A 21,716-nucleotide genomic window follows, 5' to 3' on the forward strand; every position below is an offset into this window, starting at 1 on the left:
GTCACACTCCTTCCGTGCGCAGCGTGCGCTGTTCAATGCGTTTTTCAAACTGGCCGACAATCAGCCTGTCGACGTAAATTCCCGGGGTATGAATGGCCGACGGGGGCAGCTCGCCCGGGGGAACAATCTCTTCCACCTCGACGACCGTTATCCTGCCCGCCGTTGCCATCAGCGGATTAAAGTTTTGCGCGGTATGTCGATAGACAACGTTGCCGTACCAGTCCGCTTTCCAGCCTTTAATGAGCGCGAAATCACCGGTAATGGCCTCTTCGAGGATGTAGTGCTTACCGGCAAACTGGCGCACGTCTTTGCCGGCAGCCACGGGCGTGCCATAGCCGGTGGCCGTGTAAAATGCCGGAATACCTGCACCGCCCGCGCGCACCTTTTCCGCCAGCGTGCCCTGAGGCGTGAGTTCAATCTCCAGTTCACCGCTCAGCACCTGCCGCTCGAACAGCGCGTTCTCGCCGACGTAAGAGGCCACCACTTTGCGAACCTGCCGCGTTTCGAGCAGGAGCCCGAGACCGAAACCGTCCACGCCGCAGTTGTTTGATACCACAGTCAGATCTTTCACCTGACGGCGTCTGACCTCTGCAATCAGGTTCTCCGGAATCCCGCACAGGCCGAAGCCGCCCGCCAGCAAAGTCATCCCGTCCGTCAGCCCATCCAGCGCCTGCGCATAGCTGTCGACGCGCTTATCCAGTCCCGCCATCGTCATTCCTCCTCTTAACCGTGGCGGTATCATTAGGGGCGGCAACTCATTTGTTAATTTTGAATTTGTGACCCACTCATTTGGTTTTTTTATTAATTTCCTGTTAACTAAATTTTTTCAATTAGTTAACGAGATGAAAAATGAGAATGAGTGTCAAACAGTTACGCGCGTTTTTAGCGGTAGCTCACACTCTGAATTTCGCCCACGCCAGCGAACGTCTGAATCTCTCCCAGCCGGCCCTGAGCCTGACGATTAAAGCGCTGGAGGACGCGCTGGGCGGACCGCTGCTGCAGCGGAGCACGCGCAAGGTCGCGCTGACGCAGGAGGGCGAGACGTTTTTGCCGATGGCGCGGCGGCTGCTTGCCGACTGGGATAATGTCGAAGAGGCAATGCACCAGTGCTTTACCCTGCAGCGCGGTAAAATCTCTGTCGCGGCGATGCCGTCGTTTGCCGCGAATGTTCTGCCCGAGGTGCTAAAAGCGTTTCGCGATCGCCATGCCGGGATCAACGTCACCGTGCATGACGTGATTAACGAGCAGGTGATTGAGATGGTGCGGGAAGGGCGGGTCGAGATGGGCATCGCCTTTGAGCCCGCGCCCACGCACAACCTGCTGTTTACCCCGCTGGGTCTCGACCGGTTTGTTGCCATTGTGCCGAAAGATTCCCCGCTGGCGGGCAAAAAGCGCCTGACATGGGAAGCGCTGCTGACGCTGGATTTCATCACCCTGCAGCGCCCCTCTGCGGTGCGTCTGATGATGGAAGAGGAGCTGGCGCGAAGCGGCAGAAAGCTGGACGTCGCGCTGGAGAGCCATCAGCTGGTGACGGTCGGGCGGATGGTCGCAAGCGGGCTGGGCGGCAGCGCCGTACCGGCGCTCTGCAAGACGCAGATGGCGTCGCTGGGCGCGGTCTGTATTCCGCTGGACAGCCCGCCCATTGAAAAGTGTATTGGGGTGATCCATCCCGGGCACACGCAGCTTTCAAAAGCGGCGCATGCCCTGCTGGAAACGCTGAAGGATTTTTACCAGCCCGATTAAGGGGCAAGAAACACCTGCGGCGCGGCGTGAGCCGGGTGCCTGCCGACGTGAACCTGTGCGCCGTACCAGCGCGCCAGCGCATCGGCCTGCAAAACGGTTTCCGGCTCTCCCTGGGACACGATCCTGCCGCTGTGCAGCAGCAGGATGCGGTCCGCCCACAGCGCCGCCAGGTTGAGGTCGTGCAGCACCGCGCAAACGTGCAGATGTCCCCGGCTGGTCAGGGATTTCAGCAGGCGCAGGAGATGCTGCTGGTGATAGAGATCCAGCGCAGAGGTGGGTTCATCAAGGAACAGCCAGCCGCGCGGCGCACCGTCGCACCAGAGCTGAGCCAGCGCGCGGGCGAGCTGGATGCGCTGCTGCTCGCCGCCGGAGAGTGCGGCAAACCGCCTGCCCGCCAGCGGTAAACAGCCTGTGACGGCCATGACCTCCTCAATAACCGACGCTTCTGGCGTGCGGGTCCAGGGCGCTCGCCCCATACCGACCACCGCCTCAGCCGGCCAGTCAAATCCGAGCTGCGTGTTCTGGCGCATCACCGCCCGGTAGCGGGAGAGCCTGTCCGGCTGCCAGGCCGCAAGCGGTGTGCCCGCCAGGCTGCACCGTCCGCCCGCAGGTTTAAGGTAGCCGGTCAGCAGCCGCAACAGCGTTGATTTTCCGGCGCCGTTGGGGCCAATCAGCGCCACCAGCTCGCCCTGAGATAAGGTCAGCGACACGTCGTTAATCAGCGTGCGCTGCCCGACGCGAAAAACAAGGTTTTCTGCACAGTAGCGCTCAGCCATGCGCACCTCCGCGACGAAAGATAAGCCACAGGAACCATGGCGCGCCGAGAAGGCTGGTCAATAAGCCAACCGGCATTTCCGCCGGGGCGACGAGGCTACGCGCCAGCGTATCGGCCACCAGCAGGAGTAGCGCACCGGCCAGCACCGAGCCGGGGAGCACGGCCCGATGGTCGGCCCCCAGCCACATGCGCACCAGGTGCGGCACCACCAGGCCGACAAAGCCGATCACGCCGCTGACCGCCACGGCGGCGGCCACCAGCAGGGCGCTGCACAGCAGCAGGATCCGCTGCACGGCGGCAACCTCCACGCCGAGGTAGTGCGCCTCTTCATCGCCCAGCTGCAGCAAATTCAGGGCGCCTGCCAGCCGCCAGATCGCCAGCGCGGTGGGGAGCATCAGCGACGCGACGGCCAGCAGCGTTGACCACTGCGCCTGGCCGAGGCTGCCCATTCCCCAGAGCGAAAGCTGGCGAAGCTGGGCATCATTGCTGAGCCATGACAGCACGCCGACGGCCGCGCCGCACAGGGCGTTGATGGCAATCCCTACCAGCAGCAGGCGCGACAGGGAAGCGTCACGCTGCCGGCTGAGCAGGAAAATCACGAAGGTGGCGGCCAGCGCGCCGAGAAACGCCGCCAGCATCGGGGCATACAGCATTACCAGGGCAGGCAGCGAGAGCGGAAGCACCACCCATAGCGCAACGGCGAGCGCCGCGCCGCTGCTGATGCCGAGCAGGCCCGGGTCCGCCAGCGGGTTGCGGAACAGCCCCTGCATCACGCAGCCTGCCAGCGCCAGTGAACCGCCGATCGCCAGCGCCAGCAGCACGCGAGGCAGGCGGATCGTCAGCCAGATTTGACGCAGCGCCTCGTCGCTGCCGTCCCACAGCAGGCTGGCCGGCAGGTGTAATGCCCCGACCCCGGTCGCTGCGAGCGTCATGACGGTCAGGATCGCGGTCAGCATCCATAACGATAAGGCTATCCGCCGGGACATCAGGGCAGTTGCTCCGCTTTGGCACGCAGCTGCCGGATGGCTTCCGGCGTTCGCACGCTGAAGCCCAGCAGCGCCATATCGTCAATTGCCAGCACCTGCCTGTTCCGTCCTGCCGGGGTTTGCGCCAGACCTGGCAGTTTCCACAGATTCGCTTCACCGCCAAGGGCGTTGATCCCGTCCTGCGAAATTACCACAAGGTCAGGCTGGCTGGCGATTGTGCCCTCCTGAGACAGCGGCTGATAGCGGGTGAACCCCTGCATGGCGTTCTGCAGACCCGCCGCACGAATGGCCGCGTCCGCGCCGGTCTGTTGTCCGGCAGCCATGGCGGTCATCCCGCCGTGGTTGAGAATAAACAGCACCCGCTTATTGAGCGGTGACGTGGGAAGCGCCGACAGCGCCTGGCGCAGCGTGCTGCGCAGGACCTCCCCCTCGGCCTCGCGGTGCGTCGCTTCAGCGACGATCCGCACCTTTTCGTCAATGACGTTCAGGTCGTTACCGGCAGGAATAGCGATTACCGGGACGTGGCTTTGCTCAACCTGCTTTAGCGCCAGAGACGGCTGCGCCTGGGCGCTGGCCAGCACTAGCGTGGGGCGCATGGACAAAATCCCCTCCGCATTGAGCTGGCGCAGATAGCCCACGTCAGGCAGGTCGTTCGCCGCCTGCGGCCACTGGCTGGTGCTGTCGCGGGCCACCAGCGAAGACGCTGCGCCGAGGGCGTAGACAATCTCAGTGACGTCGCCGCCGAGGGTAACGATTTTCTCCTGCGGCGCAGCAGACGCCAGCAGGGGCAGGGCGCTGAGCAGGGCAAGCCACCGTTTCATGCCGCCAGCCCTTTCGCCGTTAAGGCGTCAATCTGGCTGCGCCACTGGCTCTGCTCCGGTTCGCCTTCCGTACGCTGGCCGTACAGCTGGGCGATTTGCGTTCCATCGGCGGCAAACAGCTCCAGGCTGGTGACATGCCCGTCAGCCGTCGGTTTGCGCGTGACCCACGTCTCCGCAATGGAGCCTTCAAGCAGATGCAGGGTAAAGGTTGGGTTAAAGATGTTCAGCCAGCCTTTCATCGGCGTCAGCTTTTCCACCGCGCCGGTGAAAATCTGCACGCAGCCGCGGTTGCCTACGAAGACCATGATTTCGTTACCGTCCCGGCGCGCCGTTTCCAGCAGCTGCGCCAGCGCGGTGTTTTCTACCCGGCAGGCCAGATCGTCACCCACCAGGCGAAACGCCTGCTGGCGGCTGAGGTTATGGCGCTTGAGCAGGTTGAAGAACTGATGAACGTCGGTCATGGCGCGCCACTCTTTGTCTACCAGCACGGCATCCGCGTTTTCAGCATGAGCCGGTGCATCGGCCATCTTCAACGCCAGCGGCGGGTTGTCGGCAAAGATAAAGCGCGTCAGCACGTCGCCCCAGGCGGAAACGTCGGTGTTATCCGTGGCGTAGACCTTCAGCAGGGCATCGCCCTGGTGGTCGAAGAACTGAATGCTCTGCCGCTCGCCGCGGGCGGTGGCTTCACTGATGTGAAACGCGCTCGCCCACTGGTTGAGGAACAGGCGCAGATCCAGCGCGCGCGGGTTCAGCACCAGCCCGGCGTGGCCGTTCAGGTGCTGGTTGGTGAAGTTCCCGACCTGTTCGTGAACGGCGTAGTCGTTGCGGCAGATACATTTGGTTTCGCCCACCGCCTCCAGCGCGCCCAGGATCTCGCGGATGTCACCGCGCAGTCGCCAGGCGTCGTGACCCACGCGGGCAAAGGTCAGCTCTGCTTCACTGATGTTCATTAACCCCGCGACGTCGCGCGCGTACTTACCCGGATTGGCTTCTTTTAGCTCATGCCAGCGCGTGTAATGATTCATTGTCTCTTCCTTCTGAAAAGTTGCCCCGAAGGGAATTACCACTGATAGCTTACGAAAATCTTGCCGTTACGACCGTCCTGCGGAATGCCCTGAGGTGACCAGTACGCTTTGTCGAAGGCGTTGCCGAGTACCAGCGTGGTGGTCACGCCTTTGAGTCGCTCCTGGCCTTTGTAGCTGACATAGAAGTCGCTGACCGCATAGCCCGGCTGCTCGCTGTAGCTGCTGCTGATATGCGTAGAGCGATCGACAAAGGTCCCAATCCAGCCGACGGAGAACCCGCTTTGCGCCACCGGAACGTCCAGCTTGCTGGTGACGGTATCCGGGTTGATGCTGGAGATGTACTCGCCCGTATCGGTGTCTTTCCCGCGCGTGCGGTTATAGGCCAGGTCGAGGCTGAAGAGGTCGGCCGAGTATTTTGCCATCATGTCCCAGCCCCAGATTTTGGCGTTCGGGACGTTATAAGACATGGTGGTTGCCGCCGCGAAATTGACGGTGGTGGAGATATAGTCTTTGGCTTTGGTATCGAAATAGCTGGCTTTAAACTCCAGCGCATCGTTGGCAAGCATCAGATCGTCAAAGCGCAGGCCAAAACCAAACTCCTGCGTTTCGTTGGTTTCCGGGCGCAGGTTCGGGTTCGGCACCCAGTAGTTGGTATAGAAGCGGCCAATGGAGAAGTGTTTGGCGTCGTTATACATCTCGCCCATGGTCGGCGCACGGAAGGCCTGCGCGTAAGAGCCAAACAGCATCAGCCAGTCGGTTGGGCTGACGGTTAACCCGGCGCGGGAAGACCACTTATCGGCATCCACATCGTTGTAGCCGTCGCTGCTGCCGCGGTAGTTGTCATAGCGCGTGCCGCCCAGCAGGGTAACAGGCAGATCGCGCAGGGTGATCTCATCCTGCAGCCAGCCGGAGCTGAAGTCGATTTTCGCGTCCGGGAAGCCGGTGGTTGCCCCGCCCGGATGCTGCTCCTGACGATAGTATTCCCCGCCGTAGGTCAGAAGGTGTGCTGCAACGGTGTCGCTGAACAGGCGGGTGCGGTTTTCCACCTTGCCGCCTTTGGTGGTCTGCTTGCGGAACTCGCCGCTGTTGTCGATATTCTGGGCATTAATGCGCGCTTCGGACCAGTAGACCTTCGCGTCGGCGTTCAGCCAGTCGTTACCTTCCGGGGCGATGCGGTAGCCCACCTGCGCGTCACGCTGAATGGTGGAGCGATCGGTCATCGGGTTGCTGCTGTCCGCCCCGGTAGTTTGCGGGTTTTTCGGCTCCTGAGCGGCGTTATTGTAGTAGCGCAGGGAGCCGCTCAGGGTCTGGGCTGGGTCGAGTTTCCAGCTGCCTTTCGCCAGCATGTTGTTGATGGATTCGTCGTTAGGGGCGGTTGCTCCGTCGCTCTGGCGGATGTCACCGCGATCCCGGCTGGACCAGGCCACCAGACCGTCCAGGGTGTCGGTGCGGCCGTAGGCGCTGGCCCCCATCCCGAGGCTATGATCGCCCGTCGCGCCCGTTCCAAACACGCGGTAGCCGCTGTTTTTACCCGGCTCCAGCAGATCTTTCGCATCAGCGGTATCGTAGGAAATCACGCCGCCCAGCGCGCCGCTGCCGTACAGCAGGGCCGACGGGCCGCGAACCACTTCGATACGTTTAATCAGCGCCGGATCGAGGAAGGTGCTGTTCAGGTGACCGGTATCGGTGCCCTGGCGCACGCCGTCGACCAGCACCAGCACGCCGCGACGGTCATATCCGCGCAGGTTGACGTCCTGCCCGTTGGTGCGCCCGGTGCCGTCCAGCGTCAGACCGGGGACGTTACGTAGCAGGTCGGCCGCCGAGCTGGCGGTTTGTTTCTCCGGCGCGCTGGCGTCAATCACGCTCACCATCATGGGGGCTTCAAAGGCGCTGCGGGCGTTGCCCGTGGCGGTGACGGTAATGTCGTCTGTGGCGGCGAACGCGACGCCCGGCAGGGTGCTGACAATCGCCAGCGCCAGAAGTGACGGACGTAAAGATGCGGAAGGCAGGTGTGGCATAGCAACTCTCCATAAGAAGTGAAAAGCGCTGGCTGCCTGGGGTTTACCTGGGTGGCTGGCGAAGTTTTTTGTGTTGTTTATTTTGTGAGGATCAGTTTTCCGGCATGGGTCTGGCGCAGCAGATAGCGCTGACCGTCATGCTCGATAATGACCCGGCCCTCATCGCCGAGCAGGGTTTTGCTGTCAATCCGACGCTCGGTAGGGGCTGGTGCTGTGTCTGTTTTTGCTGGCGTTGCCGCGCTGTTATCCGTACGTGACATAATGTTTATAAATAACAATCAATGTAACAATGATAATCATTATCAATAAACTGCAAATTCACGGCAAGCGTTTTTGTGAAAAAAGGGTGAGAGGATCAATATTGTGCAATGAAAAGCCCGGTGGCGGCTTCGCCTTACCGGGCCTACAACGGCAGGAATCGTAGGCCGGGTAAGCGCAGCGCCACCCGGCAGGGTTTCAGAAGCGCGTATCTACCGCAGCAGCTAGCTTCTCCAGCAGCAGTTCGCTGTCTTCCCAGCTCAGGCACGGGTCGGTGATCGACTGGCCGTACACCATCTGCTGTCCGGCAACGATTTTCTGCGTGCCTTCTTTGATAAAACTCTCGGCCATAATCCCTGCAACGGCGGTTGAACCGCTGCGGATCTGCTGGCAGATCTCGTCGCAGACGTCCAGCTGGCGGCGATGCTGCTTCTGGCAGTTGCCGTGACTGAAATCCACCACCAGATGTTCCGGCAGATCGAACTCGGCCAGCGTTTCACAGGCTGCCGCAATATCTTCGGCATGGTAATTGGGTTTCTTGCCGCCGCGCATAATGATGTGCCCGTACGGGTTACCGCTGGTCTGGTAGATGGTCATATGACCGCTTTTGTCCGGCGACAGGAACATGTGGCTGGCACGGGCTGCGCGGATGGCATCAACCGCGATACGGGTGTTGCCATCGGTCCCGTTTTTAAAGCCGACCGGACAGGAGAGGGCGGAGGCCATCTCACGGTGGATCTGGCTTTCGGTGGTGCGTGCGCCAATCGCGCCCCAGCTGATCAGATCGGCGATAAACTGCCCGGTCACCATATCGAGAAACTCGGTCGCCGTCGGCACGCCCAGCTCGTTGACCTGTAAAAGCAGCTTCCGCGCCAGCTCGATACCGTGGTTAACGCGATAGCTGCCGTTGAGGTCAGGATCGGAAATCAGCCCTTTCCAGCCCACCACGGTGCGCGGTTTTTCAAAGTAGGTGCGCATGACGATCTCAAGGCGATGCTGGTACTTATCCCGCAGTCCCTGAAGTCGTTTTGCATAATCCATCGCGGCATCCAGATCGTGGATGGAGCAAGGCCCAATCACCACCAGAAGACGTTTGTCTTCACCATTGAGGATTTTTTCAATGCGGCGGCGGGAAGCCGTCACGTGTTCCGCGACGGCGGCGGAAACAGGATGCCGCTGGGCCAGTTCAGCCGGCGTGACAAGGCTGTCAATGCGCGCAGTGCGGAGTTCATCGGTTTTATTCATGGAATGTCTCAGAAAATTTTTGCTTCATCGGCAGACTACCGGGAAGTGATGGGCATCACCTTAAACCAATCCCTGCTGATTTCAAGTTCGGGGCGACACCGCCCCGTGGTTGCAGATGATGATACCTGAATCTGAGCTAATGTACTAGCATATTAGTACATGCGGCGGTTAAGCCCCATGATGTCGAGAATTTTGGTGGCAATTTCTTCAACCGAATAGTTGGTGCTGTTCAGCCACGGGATCTGGTTTTTGCGGTACAACGCTTCCACTTCGGAGACCTCCATACGGCACTGGCGCATAGAGGCGTAGCGGCTGTTCTCGCGGCGCTCTTCGCGGATAGCCGCAAGGCGTTCAGGGTTGATCGTCAGGCCGAACAGCTTGTGCTGCAGCGGCTTAAGGGCGGCAGGCAGCACCAGGTTATCCATGTCATCAGCGATAAACGGGTAGTTTGCGGCGCGGATGCCAAACTGCATCGCCAGATAGAGGCTGGTCGGGGTTTTGCCGCAGCGCGACACGCCAAGCAGGATCACCTGCGCCTGGTCGAGATTACGCAGAGAGATACCGTCATCATGTGCAAGGGTGTAGTCAATGGCGGCGATACGCGCGTCGTACTTGGTCAGGTTGCCGGGGTTCAGCCCGTGGGTACGGTGGGCAATAGGCGTCGGATCGAGCTTAAGTTCGCTTTGCAGCGGAGCCACCAGCGCCTGCACGATATCCTGGCAGAAGCCTTCACTTTGCAGAATGATGGAGCGGATCTCGGGGATCACGATCGAGTAGAACACCAGCGGGCGGACGCCGGTCTGCTGGTAGATGGCGTCAATCTGGTCCTTCACCGCTTTGGCGCGGCTCTCGTTTTCGACAAACGGCAGCGTAATGCTGTTAATCGAAACGGGAAACTGCGACATCACCGCGTGGCCCAGGACCTCGGCGGTGATCGCCGTACCATCAGAAATATAAAAAACGTGGCGATCGACAGCACTATCCATTTTACTCACCCTGAATATCAGACCTAATTGTCTGAAAGCATAAATTAAAAAAGTAAATTACACAGCAAAGAACTTATCTTAATTATAAATGAAACGGCGTTTTTGATTTTCCTGAAAAGTGGATTTCATTTTTCAAATAGCGACTTTATTTTTGGGGTTTCTGGCTGAAAATATAGGAATCATCGGGTTAATGCCTGGTGGGAAAGTATCCGAAAAGTTGAAATTTTAAATTGCTTACACGATTCACCGTTTTTTTAGCGCTAATAAATATGCCAGTATAAATACGTAGTCAGGTGTTACTTACTCCGATCAAATATCACAAAAGGATTGTTTCGATGTCCAACAATGGCTCGTCACCGCTGGTGCTTTGGTATAACCAACTCGGCATGAATGATGTAGACAGAGTTGGGGGCAAAAATGCCTCCCTGGGTGAAATGATTACAAATCTGTCGGGTATGGGTGTCTCCGTACCGAACGGGTTTGCCACCACCGCCGATGCCTTTAACCTGTTTTTAGACCAGAGCGGTGTTAACCAGCGCATTTACGACCTGCTGGATAAAACGGATATTGATGACGTCACCGAGCTTGCCAAAGCCGGGGCGCAGATCCGCCAGTGGATCATCGACACACCTTTCCAGCCGGAACTGGAAAAAGCCATTCACGACGCGTACAACCAGCTCTCTGCTGACGATGCGCAGGCCTCCTTTGCCGTGCGTTCCTCTGCGACCGCAGAAGATATGCCGGACGCCTCGTTTGCCGGGCAGCAGGAAACCTTCCTGAACGTCCAGGGTTACGATGCGGTGCTGGTGGCGGTGAAGCACGTGTTTGCTTCCCTGTTCAACGACCGTGCCATCTCCTATCGCGTGCACCAGGGCTACGACCATCGCGGCGTGGCGCTCTCCGCTGGCGTGCAGCGCATGGTGCGCTCGGACGTGGGCTCATCCGGCGTGATGTTCTCCATTGATACCGAATCCGGCTTCGACCAGGTGGTGTTTATCACCTCCGCGTGGGGGCTGGGTGAGATGGTCGTGCAGGGCGCTGTAAACCCTGACGAATTCTATGTCCACAAGCCTACGCTGGCCGCTGGCCGTCCGTCGGTGGTGCGCCGCACCATGGGCTCGAAAAAAATCCGCATGATCTATGCCCCGACCCAGGAGCATGGCAAGCAGGTTAAAATTGAAGATGTACCGCAGGAGCAGCGCGACCGCTTCTCCCTGACCGACGCCGAAGTACAGGAGCTGGCGAAGCAGGCGGTGCAGATTGAAAAACACTACGGCCGTCCGATGGATATCGAATGGGCGAAAGACGGGAACACCGGCAAGCTGTTTATCGTGCAGGCGCGTCCGGAAACCGTCCGCTCACGCGGTCAGGTAATGGAGCGTTATACGCTGCACGCGCAGGGCAAAATCGTGGCGGAAGGCCGTGCCATCGGTCACCGCATCGGTGCCGGTCCGGTCAAAGTGATCCACGACATCAGCGAGATGAACCGTATTGATCCAGGCGACGTGCTGGTGACCGACATGACCGACCCGGACTGGGAACCGATCATGAAGAAAGCGGCGGCTATCGTCACCAACCGCGGCGGTCGTACCTGTCACGCGGCGATCATTGCCCGCGAGCTGGGTATCCCTGCGGTTGTCGGCTGCGGTGACGCCACCGAGCGCATGAAGGACGGACAGAACGTGACCGTCTCCTGTGCCGAAGGCGATACCGGCTACGTGTACGCCGAAATCCTCGACTTCAGCGTGAAGAGCTCAAGCGTGGATACCATGCCGGACCTGCCGCTGAAGATCATGATGAACGTCGGTAACCCGGACCGCGCGTTTGACTTCGCCTGCCTGCCGAACGAAGGCGTTGGTCTGGCGCGTCTGGAATTTATCATCAACCGTATGATCGGCGTTCACCCGCGTGCGCTGCTGGAGTTTGACGATCAGGATCCGAAGCTGCAGAACGAAATCCGCGAGATGATGAAAGGCTACGACTCGCCGAAAGAGTTCTACGTCGGCCGTCTGACCGAAGGCATCGCGACGCTGGGTGCCGCCTTCTATCCGAAACGCGTGATCGTGCGTCTGTCTGACTTTAAGTCTAACGAATACGCCAACCTGGTCGGCGGCGAGCGCTACGAGCCGGAAGAAGAGAACCCGATGCTGGGCTTCCGCGGGGCCGGACGCTACGTGTCCGACAGCTTCCGCGACTGCTTCGCGCTGGAGTGTGAGGCGGTGAAGCGCGTGCGCAACGACATGGGGCTGACCAACGTGGAGATCATGATCCCGTTCGTACGTACCGTAGATCAGGCGAAAGCCGTTGTGGACGAGCTGGCGCGTCAGGGGCTGAAGCGCGGCGAGAACGGGCTGAAGATCATCATGATGTGTGAAATTCCGTCCAACGCCCTGCTGGCCGAGCAGTTCCTGGAGCACTTCGACGGCTTCTCTATCGGTTCGAACGACATGACGCAGCTGACGCTGGGTCTGGACCGCGATTCCGGCGTGGTCTCCGAGCTGTTCGACGAGCGTAACGAGGCGGTAAAAGCGCTGCTCTCTATGTCCATCCGCGCGGCGAAGAAGCAGGGTAAATACGTCGGGATTTGTGGTCAGGGTCCATCCGACCATGAAGACTTTGCCGCATGGCTGATGGAAGAGGGGATTGATAGCCTGTCCCTGAACCCGGACACCGTGGTGCAAACCTGGCTGAGCCTGGCGGAACTGAACAAGTAACGCCGCGCTGACCCGAAAAGGCGAGGATATTATTCCTCGCCTTTTTTATTTCCCCTCTTATTTGCTCCCCATCACAAATAAAGTAAAAAACCAAATATCATAATTTGCCTGTCAATTTAGACAATTGTTGGCGCGCAAACCGTTGCTAATACTTGAGCCTTACATGCGCATTTCCCTTCAGATGATGCGCAACTGGTTGAAATACGTTTTAACCTGATAAAAAGGCAAATAACAATGACACTCTCCTCTGTATTGCGTACCAAAGATAAAATAGGATATGGCTTAGGTGATATGGCCAGCGCGCTGGTCTGGCAAACGGCAACGTTATTTCTCGCCTATTTCTATACGGACGTTTTTGGGCTGCCCGCCGCGATTATGGGCACCATGTTTTTAGTGGTGCGCGTGGTCGATGCGTTTGTCGACCCGTGCATTGGCGCCCTGGTGGATCGCACCCAGACGCGTCACGGTCGTTTCCGTCCCTGGTTGCTGTGGTTCGCCATTCCGTTTGGCGTAAGCTGCCTTATCACTTTCTATGTACCGGACGTGGGACCGACGGCGAAAATCGTTTATGCCTGCCTGACCTACGCGATCTTAAGCCTGATTTATTCCGCCATTAACGTGCCTTACTGCGCCATGCCCGGCGCGTTGACGTTAGACCCGCGCGAGCGTCACTCCCTGCAGTCGTGGCGCTTTGGCCTGTCGTTTATCGGCGGGTTGATTGTGACGGTCATCGCCCTGCCGCTGGTTTCATTGTTAGGCCAGGGCAACGTGCAGAAAGGCTATTTCTATGCCATGAGCCTGATGGGGCTGCTGGGCATTGTGCTCTTTTTCTGCTGTTTCCTGATGACCCGAGAGCGCTATTCGCCGCGCAATGATACCTCCGGCTCCATGCTGACCGATTTAAAACTGCTGGCCGGTAACAGCCAGTGGCGTATTGTGTTCCTGTTTAATATTTTGCTGTTAACGGCGGTGGTGACGCGCGGTTCCGCCACGATGTATTACGTGAACTACGTGCTGTTGCGTCCGGATCTGGTTTTTGCCTTTATTGTTTCCGGAATGGTCGCCTCCTTAAGCGGCGCTTTATTATCTGAACGGCTGCTGGGGAAATTTGATCGCGTACGCGCCTATCAGTGGACCATTATTTCCTTCGTCATTTTCGGCGCGCTGATTTTCTTCCTGCCGCCTTCACAGGTGTGGCTGATTTTTGGCCTCAACATTGTCTTTAGCTTTGTGCAAAACCTGACCACGCCGCTGCAGTGGACCATGTTTTCCGATGTGGTCGACTACGAAGAGCACCGCAGTGGCCGCCGTCTGGACGGGCTGGTCTTCTCCACCGCGCTGTTTGCCATCAAATTCGGCCTGGCGCTGGGCGGCGCGGTGGTCGGCTGGGTGCTTGGCATGGTGGATTACGCCCCGGGACAGGCAACTCAGGCACCCCACGTACTCTCTACGATTAACGCGCTGTTCACCCTTATCCCGTGCGCGCTGTTCCTCTGCATGGTCGCGCTGCTTGCCATCTACAAGCTCAACAGCCGGCTGGTGGATTCCATCGCCCGGGAGCTGGCCAGCAAGCGTGAGGTAAGACCCGACGCGGGGCAGCTCAGCCCGGCAACACCTTCCGCACTACAGGAGTAAAATATGACTGCTATCTATAAGGACGCGGGACGTCCCGTGCACGAGCGCGTCGCCGATTTACTGGCGCGTATGACCCCGGAAGAGAAGTTCGCCCAGATGCATGCGTACTGGCTGATCCTCGATGAAAACGGCAACCACCGCGAGCGCAGCGATCTGAGCGATGAATTCGCCGGCGTGAGCGAGCAGGCCGCGCTGAGCGAACGGCTGAAGCTGGGCGTCGGGCAGATCACCCGTCCGCTGGGCACCCACATCGTTGATGCGAAAACCGGCGTGCGCGCCGCGAACCGCCTGCAGCGGATGATGATGGAAGAGACGCGCCTCGGCATTCCGGCCTTGTTCCATGAAGAGTGTCTGGTGGGGCTGCTGTGTAAAGACGCCACTCTGTTCCCGTCGTCGCTGAACTACGGCTCTACCTGGGATCCGGAACTGGTGCAGCGTGCGGCAGAGCAGATCGGTAAAGAGGCGCGATCCGTCGGCTGCCAGCAGGGGCTGGCCCCGGTGCTGGACGTTTCCCGCGACGTGCGCTGGGGGCGTACCGAAGAGACCTTCGGCGAAGATCCGTGGCTGGTGGGGGTGATGGCGACCGCCTACGTGAAGGGCTTACAGGGCGATAAGCGCGACCTGCTGGCGACCCTAAAACATTACGTGGGTCACTCGTTCAGCGAGGGCGCGCGCAACCATGCCCCGGTGCACCTTGGGTTCAGCGAGCTGAACGATACCTTCCTGCTGCCGTTTGAAATGGCGGTCAAGCTGGCAAACGCCGGGTCGGTCATGCCGGCCTATCACGATATCGACAATCAGCCGGGGCACAGCGACAGCTTCCTGCTGACTACCGTCCTGCGCGAACAGTGGGGATTCGACGGGATTATTGTGGCGGATTACGGCGGCGTCAGCCTGCTGCACCAGCATCACGGGATTTCCCACGATGCGGCCGAATCCGCCGCGCTGGCATTCAACGCCGGGCTGGACGTTGAGCTGCCAAAAGACGACTGCGCGCGCCATCTGGCGGAAGCGGTAGAGCGCGGGCTGATCTCTATGGCGAAAGTCGATGACATCGTGGCGCGCGTGCTGACGGAAAAATTCCGCCTGGGGCTGTTTGAAAAGCCGTACGCGGATGAAAACGGTATCGATCTGCAAAATGATTTGACCCGCCAGGCCGCGCGGGAAGTGGCGACAAAATCGGTCACGCTGCTGGAAAACAACGGCATTTTACCGCTCGGCGGCAAACCTCGCGTGGCGGTGGTGGGGCCGACGGCAGACGATCCGCTGGCGTTGCTCAGCGGCTATAGCTTCCCGGTGCATCTGATCATCAGCGATATGGTGGAAGAGACCTTGCAGGTCACGACCCCGCGCGCGGCGCTGGAGCAGTATCTCGGGGCATCGAACGTCCGCTATGCCAAAGGGTGCCACATCATCGAGAAACGGATGGCGGGCGCGCCGGTCTTCCCGGGCGACAGCGGCGGCAAACCGATGCAGCAGTCGCCGGTCTCGCAGAGTACCGCATTGATCCCCGAGGCCGTGAACGCGGCGCAGGAGAGTGACGTGGTGGTTGCCTGCGTGGGCGATCTCGCCGGGCTGTTCCAGAGCGGCACCGTGGGGGAAGGTTCCGACACCGACTCCCTGAACCTGCCGGGCGTGCAGCAACAGCTGCTGGAGGCGCTTGTAGCGACGGGCAAGCCGGTGATTGTTGTGATGACCGGCGGGCGTCCGTACAACCTTCAGGGGCTGGAGGATAACGTCGCGGCGCTGCTGATGGCGTGGGCGCCGGGGCAGGAAGGGGGCTGGGCGATTGCGGACGTGCTGACGGGGCGGGCGGAGCCGCAGGGGCGTCTGGTGGTGAGCGTGCCGAAAAGCGCCGGGGCAATGCCGTATTACTACAATCACAAGCTCAAAAGCGGCGGCACGCCGTTTGCGTTCCACTTCGGTTCGCGTTACCCGTTTGGCTTCGGCCTCGGCTGGACGACGTTTAGCTGGGGGGCTGCCCGCGTAGCGGAAAGCAGCGCGCCGGTCGACGGCGAGGTGACGCTGAGTGTAGATATCACCAATACAGGTGAACGCAGCGGCAGCGAGGTGGTGCAGGTTTACGTCAGGGATAAGGTCGCCACCCAGGTTCGGCCGCTCCAGGAGCTGAAGGCCTTCCAGCGCGTCACGCTCTCGCCGGGCGAAACCGCCACGCTCAGCTTTACGCTACCGGTTGAGATGTTCAACTTTACCCGACGGGACGGGAAACGCATCGTTGAGCCGGGCGAGTTTGAACTGCAGGTTGGCGCATCGTCGGCGGATATCCGCGAGAGGGTGACGGTCAGGGTAACCGGGGAAACCCGCGTGCTGCCTGCCGAGTGGCGGATGCTCAGTACCTGTAAGGTGACACGCGCGTAGTCAGGATAAAAAAAAGCCCATCGTGGGAGATGGGCAAAGACTACACACAGCAATTCGTTGTTTCACTCAGGGGATTTCCATGCTTATAAATCAAGGTGTTGATTTATAACCGTGAGCTAATAGTAGGCATTGTGATCTTTAGCGTCGATCAGATTCGTCTCAATAGTTAAAGAGGCGTAAAGATTTCTTGAGGTTAATCGCGGGTTTAATGCAGAAACGGCGGGTCTGACCAGTGTGCAACGAATAAATACTTTAGCATCGTTAAAGTATTGTGAGGGGGAATGTAGGCCGGGTAAGCGTTAGCGCCACCCGGCAAAAAACTTAATGCGTGTTCTTCTCTTCCAGCTCTTCCAGTTCGCTCAAAATCACGTCCGGGTCTGTTCCCGGAGGCGGAATTTCATGCACCCAGGCGGAGAACAGGCGCCAGGTAACGGCGAGCAGAACCGGGCCAATAAACAGGCCAATCATGCCAAAGGCAATCAGACCGCCAATGACCCCGGAGAGGATCAGGATCAGCGGCAGGTCTGCACCCATGCGGATGAGGATCGGACGAATGACGTTATCCATGGTGCCGACCACGCAGCTCCAGACCAGCAGCACCGTTCCCCACGTGGTGTCACCCGTCCAGTACAGCCAGATAATGCAGGGAACCAGCACCAGCAGCGGCCCCAGTTGCGCAAGACAGGTCATCAGCATGACAACGGTAAATACGGTGGCGTACGGTACGCCGGAAATCGCCAGACCGATACCGCCCAGCACCGCCTGCACCAGCGCGGTGACCACCACGCCCAGCGCCACCGCGCGCACGGCCTGCGCAGCCAGCAGTACCGCAGCATCACCGCGTTTGCCCGCCAGGCGGGTGGCAAAGTGACGAACGCCTAAAGCGACCTGCTCGCCGCGCCAGTAGAGCAGGGCGCTGAAGAGCAGCATCAGGGTACAGTGCATCATAAACCGGCCGATATGTGCCGCCTGACCGACAAACCAGGTGGTCGTGGTGCCAATGTACGGGCGGACTTTTGCCATCAGCGCGCTGCCGCCCATCTCCAGCAGACTATGCCAGCCGCTGTAGAGCTTGGCACCCACCACCGGAATGCTGTTCAGCCAGGCCAGATCCGGCAGCGTCACGTCGCCGCTGCTAATGGCGCGAATAACCGGGCCACTGGAATCCACCAGGCTATTCACCAGCAGGGCAATCGGGATAATAAACAGCAGGAACAGCAGAAGCGTCATGACCAGCACGGCTAACCCGCGACGGCCGAACAGCAGCTTCTGCAAGCGCAGCAGCAGAGGCCACGTGGCCACGACCACGGTCGCGGCCCAGGCGAAGCCGAGAATAAAGGGTTGAACAATCCACAGACACGCAATAATCATGAGGGCCAGGAACAGCACCGACAGCAATATTTGCGCAACATCCCTGGGCTGGCGAAGATTGACCATAAATGAAACTTTCCTTAAAAGAACGCCAGTACGACTGGCGGGAACGGAAAACCGCGTCTCTCTAATCATTGATGATCTCGGCGGTTTTTGACAGGCGGATTTTGCCTGTAATTCAGCAGAGATTATAAGAAAAAAATGTGATAAAACTTTTAAGATACACGCAAACGATTTCATACAACTCTAATTAGGGTCGACAGTCATGATCCCACAGATTTCTCAGGCACCTGGCGTCGTTCAGCTGGTGCTTAATTTTTTGCAAGCACTGGAGCAACAGGGTTTTACAGGTGATACCGCCACGAACTATGCCGACAGGCTGACGATGGCGACCGATAACAGTATTTACCAGCTTCTTCCCGATGCCGTGGTTTTTCCTCGTTCAACGGCCGACGTGGCGCTTATCGCCCGGCTGGCGACGCAGGAGCGCTTTGCTTCACTGGTCTTTACGCCGCGCGGCGGCGGCACCGGGACCAATGGTCAGGCGCTGAACCAGGGCATCATTGTTGATATGTCGCGCTATATGAACCGCATCATTGAGATCAACCCGGAAGAGGGGTGGGTGCGGGTCGAAGCGGGCGTTATCAAAGATCAGCTTAATCAGTATCTCAAGCCTTACGGCTACTTTTTTGCCCCGGAGCTTTCCACCAGTAACCGCGCGACCCTTGGCGGGATGATCAACACGGATGCCTCCGGTCAGGGCTCGCTGGTCTACGGTAAAACCTCCGATCACGTGCTGGGCGTGCGTGCCGTTCTGCTGGGCGGCGATATCCTCGATACCCAGCCGATGCCGGTCGAACTGGCGGAAACGCTGGGTAAAGATAACACCGCCAGCGGACGCATCTATCGTACCGTGCTGGAACGCTGCCGCGAAAACCGCCAGCTTATTCTCGATAAGTTCCCCAAACTAAACCGCTTCCTGACCGGGTACGACCTGCGTCACGTCTTTAACGACGACCTGACCCAGTTTGATTTAACCCGCGTGCTGACTGGCTCCGAAGGGACGCTGGCGTTTATCACCGAGGCGCGGCTGGATATCACCCGCTTGCCGAAGGTGCGTCGTCTGGTGAACGTGAAATATGACTCCTTCGACTCCGCGCTGCGCAATGCGCCGTTTATGGTGGAAGCGAAAGCGCTGTCGGTGGAAACGGTCGACTCCAAAGTGCTTAATCTGGCCAGGGAAGACATTGTCTGGCACTCCGTCAGCGAGCTGATTACCGACGTGCCGGATAAAGAGATGCTCGGTCTCAATATCGTGGAGTTTGCCGGCGATGATGCGGAGCTGATTGAGCGCCAGGTCACCACGCTCTGCCAGCGTCTGGATGAGTTGATTGCGCAGGGCCAGGGCGGCGTGATCGGCTGGCAGCTCTGTAACGATCTGGCCGGGATTGAGCGTATCTATGCGATGCGTAAAAAAGCCGTGGGCCTGCTCGGCAATGCAAAAGGAGCGGCGAAGCCCATTCCCTTTGCCGAAGATACCTGCGTGCCGCCTGAACATCTGGCGGATTATATTGTCGAGTTTCGCGCCCTGCTGGACAGCCACGGCCTGAGCTATGGCATGTTCGGCCACGTCGATGCGGGGGTACTGCACGTGCGTCCGGCGCTGGATATGTGCGACCCGCAGCAGGAGATCCTGATGAAGCAGATCTCCGACGACGTGGTGGCCTTAACCGCCAAATACGGCGGTCTGCTCTGGGGAGAGCACGGGAAAGGGTTCCGCGCGGAATACAGCCCGGCATTCTTCGGCGAACAGCTCTACGCGGAGCTGCGCAAGGTGAAAGCGGCTTTCGACCCGCATAACCGCCTCAACCCGGGCAAAATCTGCCCGCCTGAAGGCGTGGACGCGCCAATGCTGCAGGTGGATGCCGTCAAGCGCGGCACGTACGACAGGCAGATCCCGATTGCGGTGCGCTCCTCCTGGCGCGGCGCGATGGAGTGCAACGGTAACGGCCTGTGCTTCAACTTTGATGTGAAGAGCCCGATGTGCCCGTCGATGAAAATCACCAGCAACCGTATCCACTCGCCAAAAGGGCGGGCGACGCTGGTGCGCGAGTGGCTGCGTCTGCTGGCCGACCGCGGGGTGGATCCGCTGAGGCTGGAGCAGGAGCTGCCGGAAAAACGGGCCAGCCTGCGCTCGCTGATTGAGCGCACCCGCAACAGCTGGCATGCCAACAAGGGCGAGTATGATTTCTCCCATGAGGTGAAAGAGGCGATGTCCGGCTGTCTGGCCTGTAAAGCCTGCTCCACCCAGTGCCCGATTAAAATCGACGTCCCGGAATTCCGCTCGCGCTTCCTGCAGCTGTATCACACCCGCTACCTCCGCCCGGTGCGCGACCATCTGGTGGCGACGGTGGAAAGCTACGCGCCGCTGATGGCGCGCGCGCCGAAGACCTTCAACTTCTTTATCAACCAGCCGCTGGTGCGCAAGCTCTCCGAAAAACATATCGGCATGGTCGATCTGCCGCTGCTGTCGGTACCGTCTCTGCAGCGCCAGCTCGTCGGGCATCGCTCGGCGAACATGACCCTGGAGCAGCTGGAGGCACTCACGCCTGAGCAAAAAGCGAAGGTGGTGCTGGTGGTGCAGGATCCGTTCACCAGCTACTACGATGCGCAGGTTGTGGCCGATTTCGTCCGTCTGGCGGAGAAAGTGGGTTACCAGCCGGTTGTGCTGCCGTTCTCCCCGAATGGCAAGGCGCAGCACATTAAAGGTTTCCTGAACCGCTTTGCGAAGACCGCGCAGAAAACGTCTGACTTCCTGAATCGCGTGGCGCAACTCGGGATACCGATGGTCGGCGTCGATCCGGCGCTGGTGCTGTGCTATCGCGATGAATACAAGCAGACCCTGGGCGATAAGCGCGGCGACTTCAACGTGATGCTGGTGCACGAGTGGCTGCCGATGGCGCTGGAAGATAAGGCTGTTCAGGATGTCAGCGGTGAACCGTGGTATCTGTTCGGTCACTGCACGGAAGTGACCGCGCTGCCGGGTGCCCCCGCACAGTGGGCGTCTGTTTTTGCCCGCTTCGGTGCGAAGCTGGAAAGCGTCAACGTAGGCTGCTGTGGGATGGCCGGCACCTACGGACACGAAGTGAAAAACCACGCCAACTCGCTCGGCATCTATGAGCTGTCCTGGCATCAGGCGATGCAGCGTTTGCCGCGAAACCGCTGTCTGGCGACGGGTTACTCCTGCCGCAGCCAGGTAAAACGGGTAGAAGGCAACGGTGTACGTCACCCATTGCAGGCTTTACTGGAGATAATTGGATGATCTGGAAACGTGCCGTGACGCTGCAGGCGCTGAACGCCATGGGCGAGGGGAATATGGTGGGGCTGCTGGATATCCAGTTTATTCGCATTGGCGACGATGAGATTGAGGCCACCATGCCCGTCGATAGCCGCACCCACCAGCCGTTTGGTTTATTGCACGGCGGAGCGTCCGTCGTGCTGGCCGAAACGCTGGGCTCGGTGGCGGGGTATCTCTGCACCGAAGGGGAGCAGAAGGTTGTCGGACTTGAGGTGAATGCTAACCACATTCGCTCGGTGCGCAGCGGACGCGTGCGCGGTGTTTGCCGCGCGCTGCACGCCGGAAGCCGCCATCAGGTGTGGCAAATAGATATCCTCGATGAGCAGGATCGCCTGTGCTGCTCGTCGCGGCTGACCACGGCGGTTGTGTAAAGTTTTCAGATGTCTTGCCTTTGGTCAAAAA

The 21,716-nt window shown here is 59.4% G+C and carries 16 protein-coding genes and 1 other RNA gene; 6 read left to right on the forward strand and 11 right to left on the reverse strand.

All coding sequences use genetic code 11. The features are described from left to right. Position 1 precedes the first annotated feature (1 nt). Positions 2 to 709, reverse strand: coding sequence for a CoA transferase subunit A (locus AC4IC4_RS09390; protein ID WP_032650954.1), 708 nt, complete (start codon positions 707 to 709; stop codon positions 2 to 4). Between the two features lie 140 nt (positions 710 to 849). Between AC4IC4_RS09390 and AC4IC4_RS09395 the strand changes: the two genes are divergently transcribed. Beyond that, complete coding sequence (locus AC4IC4_RS09395) at positions 850 to 1,743, forward strand: LysR family transcriptional regulator (RefSeq protein WP_491472592.1); 894 nt, start codon at positions 850 to 852, stop codon at positions 1,741 to 1,743. Here the strand turns inward: AC4IC4_RS09395 and AC4IC4_RS09400 are convergent. The 8 genes from AC4IC4_RS09400 to ppsR form a co-directional block, all read right to left on the reverse strand. After that, on the reverse strand, positions 1,740 to 2,519 hold the full coding sequence (locus AC4IC4_RS09400; RefSeq protein ID WP_491472593.1) for a heme ABC transporter ATP-binding protein: 780 nt from the start codon (positions 2,517 to 2,519) through the stop codon (positions 1,740 to 1,742). The two genes, AC4IC4_RS09395 and AC4IC4_RS09400, sit on opposite strands and share 4 nt — an antisense overlap. Then, positions 2,512 to 3,504 carry a FecCD family ABC transporter permease gene (locus tag AC4IC4_RS09405; RefSeq protein WP_491472594.1) on the reverse strand — a complete coding sequence of 331 codons (993 nt, stop codon included), beginning with the start codon at positions 3,502 to 3,504 and terminating at the stop codon, positions 2,512 to 2,514. Before AC4IC4_RS09405 ends, AC4IC4_RS09400 begins: the two co-directional genes overlap by 8 nt. Beyond that, a complete protein-coding gene (locus AC4IC4_RS09410; protein ID WP_491472595.1) occupies positions 3,504 to 4,325 on the reverse strand; it encodes a heme/hemin ABC transporter substrate-binding protein in 822 nt (273 codons plus the stop codon). The genes AC4IC4_RS09405 and AC4IC4_RS09410 overlap by 1 nt, the downstream gene beginning before the upstream one ends. Next, a complete protein-coding gene (gene chuS / locus AC4IC4_RS09415) occupies positions 4,322 to 5,350 on the reverse strand; it encodes a hematinate-forming heme oxygenase ChuS (protein ID WP_491472596.1) in 1,029 nt (342 codons plus the stop codon). The genes AC4IC4_RS09410 and chuS overlap by 4 nt, the downstream gene beginning before the upstream one ends. Positions 5,351 to 5,385: 35 nt before the next feature. Further along, positions 5,386 to 7,368 carry a TonB-dependent hemoglobin/transferrin/lactoferrin family receptor gene (locus tag AC4IC4_RS09420; RefSeq protein WP_491472597.1) on the reverse strand — a complete coding sequence of 661 codons (1,983 nt, stop codon included), beginning with the start codon at positions 7,366 to 7,368 and terminating at the stop codon, positions 5,386 to 5,388. A gap of 77 nt (positions 7,369 to 7,445) precedes the next feature. After that, positions 7,446 to 7,628, reverse strand: a complete 183-nt coding sequence (hemP, locus tag AC4IC4_RS09425; RefSeq protein WP_024909414.1) for a hemin uptake protein HemP — start codon at positions 7,626 to 7,628, stop codon at positions 7,446 to 7,448. Between the two features lie 196 nt (positions 7,629 to 7,824). Next, positions 7,825 to 8,871, reverse strand: a complete 1,047-nt coding sequence (aroH, locus tag AC4IC4_RS09430; protein WP_021241096.1) for a 3-deoxy-7-phosphoheptulonate synthase AroH — start codon at positions 8,869 to 8,871, stop codon at positions 7,825 to 7,827. Positions 8,872 to 9,023: 152 nt separating this feature from the next. After that, the gene (ppsR, locus tag AC4IC4_RS09435; protein WP_023311315.1) at positions 9,024 to 9,857 is read right to left on the reverse strand and encodes a posphoenolpyruvate synthetase regulatory kinase/phosphorylase PpsR; all 834 of its coding nucleotides are present in this window, start codon (positions 9,855 to 9,857) and stop codon (positions 9,024 to 9,026) included. A 335-nt stretch (positions 9,858 to 10,192) separates the two neighbouring features. Between ppsR and ppsA the strand changes: the two genes are divergently transcribed. The 3 genes from ppsA (at position 10,193) to AC4IC4_RS09450 (ending at position 16,585) form a co-directional block, all read left to right on the forward strand. Next, entirely contained in the window at positions 10,193 to 12,571 is a 2,379-nt protein-coding gene (gene ppsA / locus AC4IC4_RS09440) for a phosphoenolpyruvate synthase (protein WP_491472598.1), read from the forward strand. 234 nt (positions 12,572 to 12,805) lie between these two features. Continuing rightward, positions 12,806 to 14,206: an MFS transporter gene (locus AC4IC4_RS09445; RefSeq protein WP_024909412.1), complete on the forward strand. Its 1,401-nt coding sequence runs from the start codon at positions 12,806 to 12,808 to the stop codon at positions 14,204 to 14,206. 3 nt (positions 14,207 to 14,209) lie between these two features. Beyond that, entirely contained in the window at positions 14,210 to 16,585 is a 2,376-nt protein-coding gene (locus tag AC4IC4_RS09450; protein ID WP_491472599.1) for a glycoside hydrolase family 3 N-terminal domain-containing protein, read from the forward strand. 5 nt (positions 16,586 to 16,590) lie between these two features. Here AC4IC4_RS09450 and rprA read toward each other — a convergent pair. Together rprA and ydiK are read right to left on the reverse strand one after the other, a co-directional pair. Continuing rightward, positions 16,591 to 16,698: antisense sRNA RprA (gene rprA / locus AC4IC4_RS09455), an RNA gene on the reverse strand. A 208-nt stretch (positions 16,699 to 16,906) separates the two neighbouring features. Continuing rightward, positions 16,907 to 18,022: an AI-2E family transporter YdiK gene (ydiK, locus tag AC4IC4_RS09460; RefSeq protein ID WP_024909410.1), complete on the reverse strand. Its 1,116-nt coding sequence runs from the start codon at positions 18,020 to 18,022 to the stop codon at positions 16,907 to 16,909. Between the two features lie 199 nt (positions 18,023 to 18,221). Between ydiK and ydiJ the strand changes: the two genes are divergently transcribed. Together ydiJ and menI are read left to right on the forward strand one after the other, a co-directional pair. Continuing rightward, on the forward strand, positions 18,222 to 21,278 hold the full coding sequence (gene ydiJ / locus AC4IC4_RS09465) for a D-2-hydroxyglutarate dehydrogenase YdiJ (protein WP_491472600.1): 3,057 nt from the start codon (positions 18,222 to 18,224) through the stop codon (positions 21,276 to 21,278). Beyond that, positions 21,275 to 21,685: a 1,4-dihydroxy-2-naphthoyl-CoA hydrolase gene (gene menI, locus AC4IC4_RS09470; protein WP_023311321.1), complete on the forward strand. Its 411-nt coding sequence runs from the start codon at positions 21,275 to 21,277 to the stop codon at positions 21,683 to 21,685. Before ydiJ ends, menI begins: the two co-directional genes overlap by 4 nt. Positions 21,686 to 21,716: the final 31 nt, after the last annotated feature.

This window comes from Enterobacter sp. Taxon_2 (assembly GCF_058355295.1).

What these genes read in the sequence shown, in the direction of transcription:
- AC4IC4_RS09405 (WP_491472594.1), bottom strand. Translation starts at nt 3,504, where the DNA reads ATGTCCCGGCGGATAGCCTTATCGTTATGGATGCTGACCGCGATCCTG.
- ppsA (WP_491472598.1), top strand. Translation starts at nt 10,193, where the DNA reads ATGTCCAACAATGGCTCGTCACCGCTGGTGCTTTGGTATAACCAACTC.
- AC4IC4_RS09410 (WP_491472595.1), bottom strand. Translation starts at nt 4,325, where the DNA reads ATGAAACGGTGGCTTGCCCTGCTCAGCGCCCTGCCCCTGCTGGCGTCT.
- hemP (WP_024909414.1), bottom strand. Translation starts at nt 7,628, where the DNA reads ATGTCACGTACGGATAACAGCGCGGCAACGCCAGCAAAAACAGACACA.
- AC4IC4_RS09420 (WP_491472597.1), bottom strand. Translation starts at nt 7,368, where the DNA reads ATGCCACACCTGCCTTCCGCATCTTTACGTCCGTCACTTCTGGCGCTG.
- AC4IC4_RS09450 (WP_491472599.1), top strand. Translation starts at nt 14,210, where the DNA reads ATGACTGCTATCTATAAGGACGCGGGACGTCCCGTGCACGAGCGCGTC.
- AC4IC4_RS09390 (WP_032650954.1), bottom strand. Translation starts at nt 709, where the DNA reads ATGGCGGGACTGGATAAGCGCGTCGACAGCTATGCGCAGGCGCTGGAT.
- ydiK (WP_024909410.1), bottom strand. Translation starts at nt 18,022, where the DNA reads ATGGTCAATCTTCGCCAGCCCAGGGATGTTGCGCAAATATTGCTGTCG.
- AC4IC4_RS09400 (WP_491472593.1), bottom strand. Translation starts at nt 2,519, where the DNA reads ATGGCTGAGCGCTACTGTGCAGAAAACCTTGTTTTTCGCGTCGGGCAG.
- AC4IC4_RS09445 (WP_024909412.1), top strand. Translation starts at nt 12,806, where the DNA reads ATGACACTCTCCTCTGTATTGCGTACCAAAGATAAAATAGGATATGGC.
- ydiJ (WP_491472600.1), top strand. Translation starts at nt 18,222, where the DNA reads ATGATCCCACAGATTTCTCAGGCACCTGGCGTCGTTCAGCTGGTGCTT.
- aroH (WP_021241096.1), bottom strand. Translation starts at nt 8,871, where the DNA reads ATGAATAAAACCGATGAACTCCGCACTGCGCGCATTGACAGCCTTGTC.
- menI (WP_023311321.1), top strand. Translation starts at nt 21,275, where the DNA reads ATGATCTGGAAACGTGCCGTGACGCTGCAGGCGCTGAACGCCATGGGC.
- AC4IC4_RS09395 (WP_491472592.1), top strand. Translation starts at nt 850, where the DNA reads ATGAGAATGAGTGTCAAACAGTTACGCGCGTTTTTAGCGGTAGCTCAC.
- chuS (WP_491472596.1), bottom strand. Translation starts at nt 5,350, where the DNA reads ATGAATCATTACACGCGCTGGCATGAGCTAAAAGAAGCCAATCCGGGT.
- ppsR (WP_023311315.1), bottom strand. Translation starts at nt 9,857, where the DNA reads ATGGATAGTGCTGTCGATCGCCACGTTTTTTATATTTCTGATGGTACG.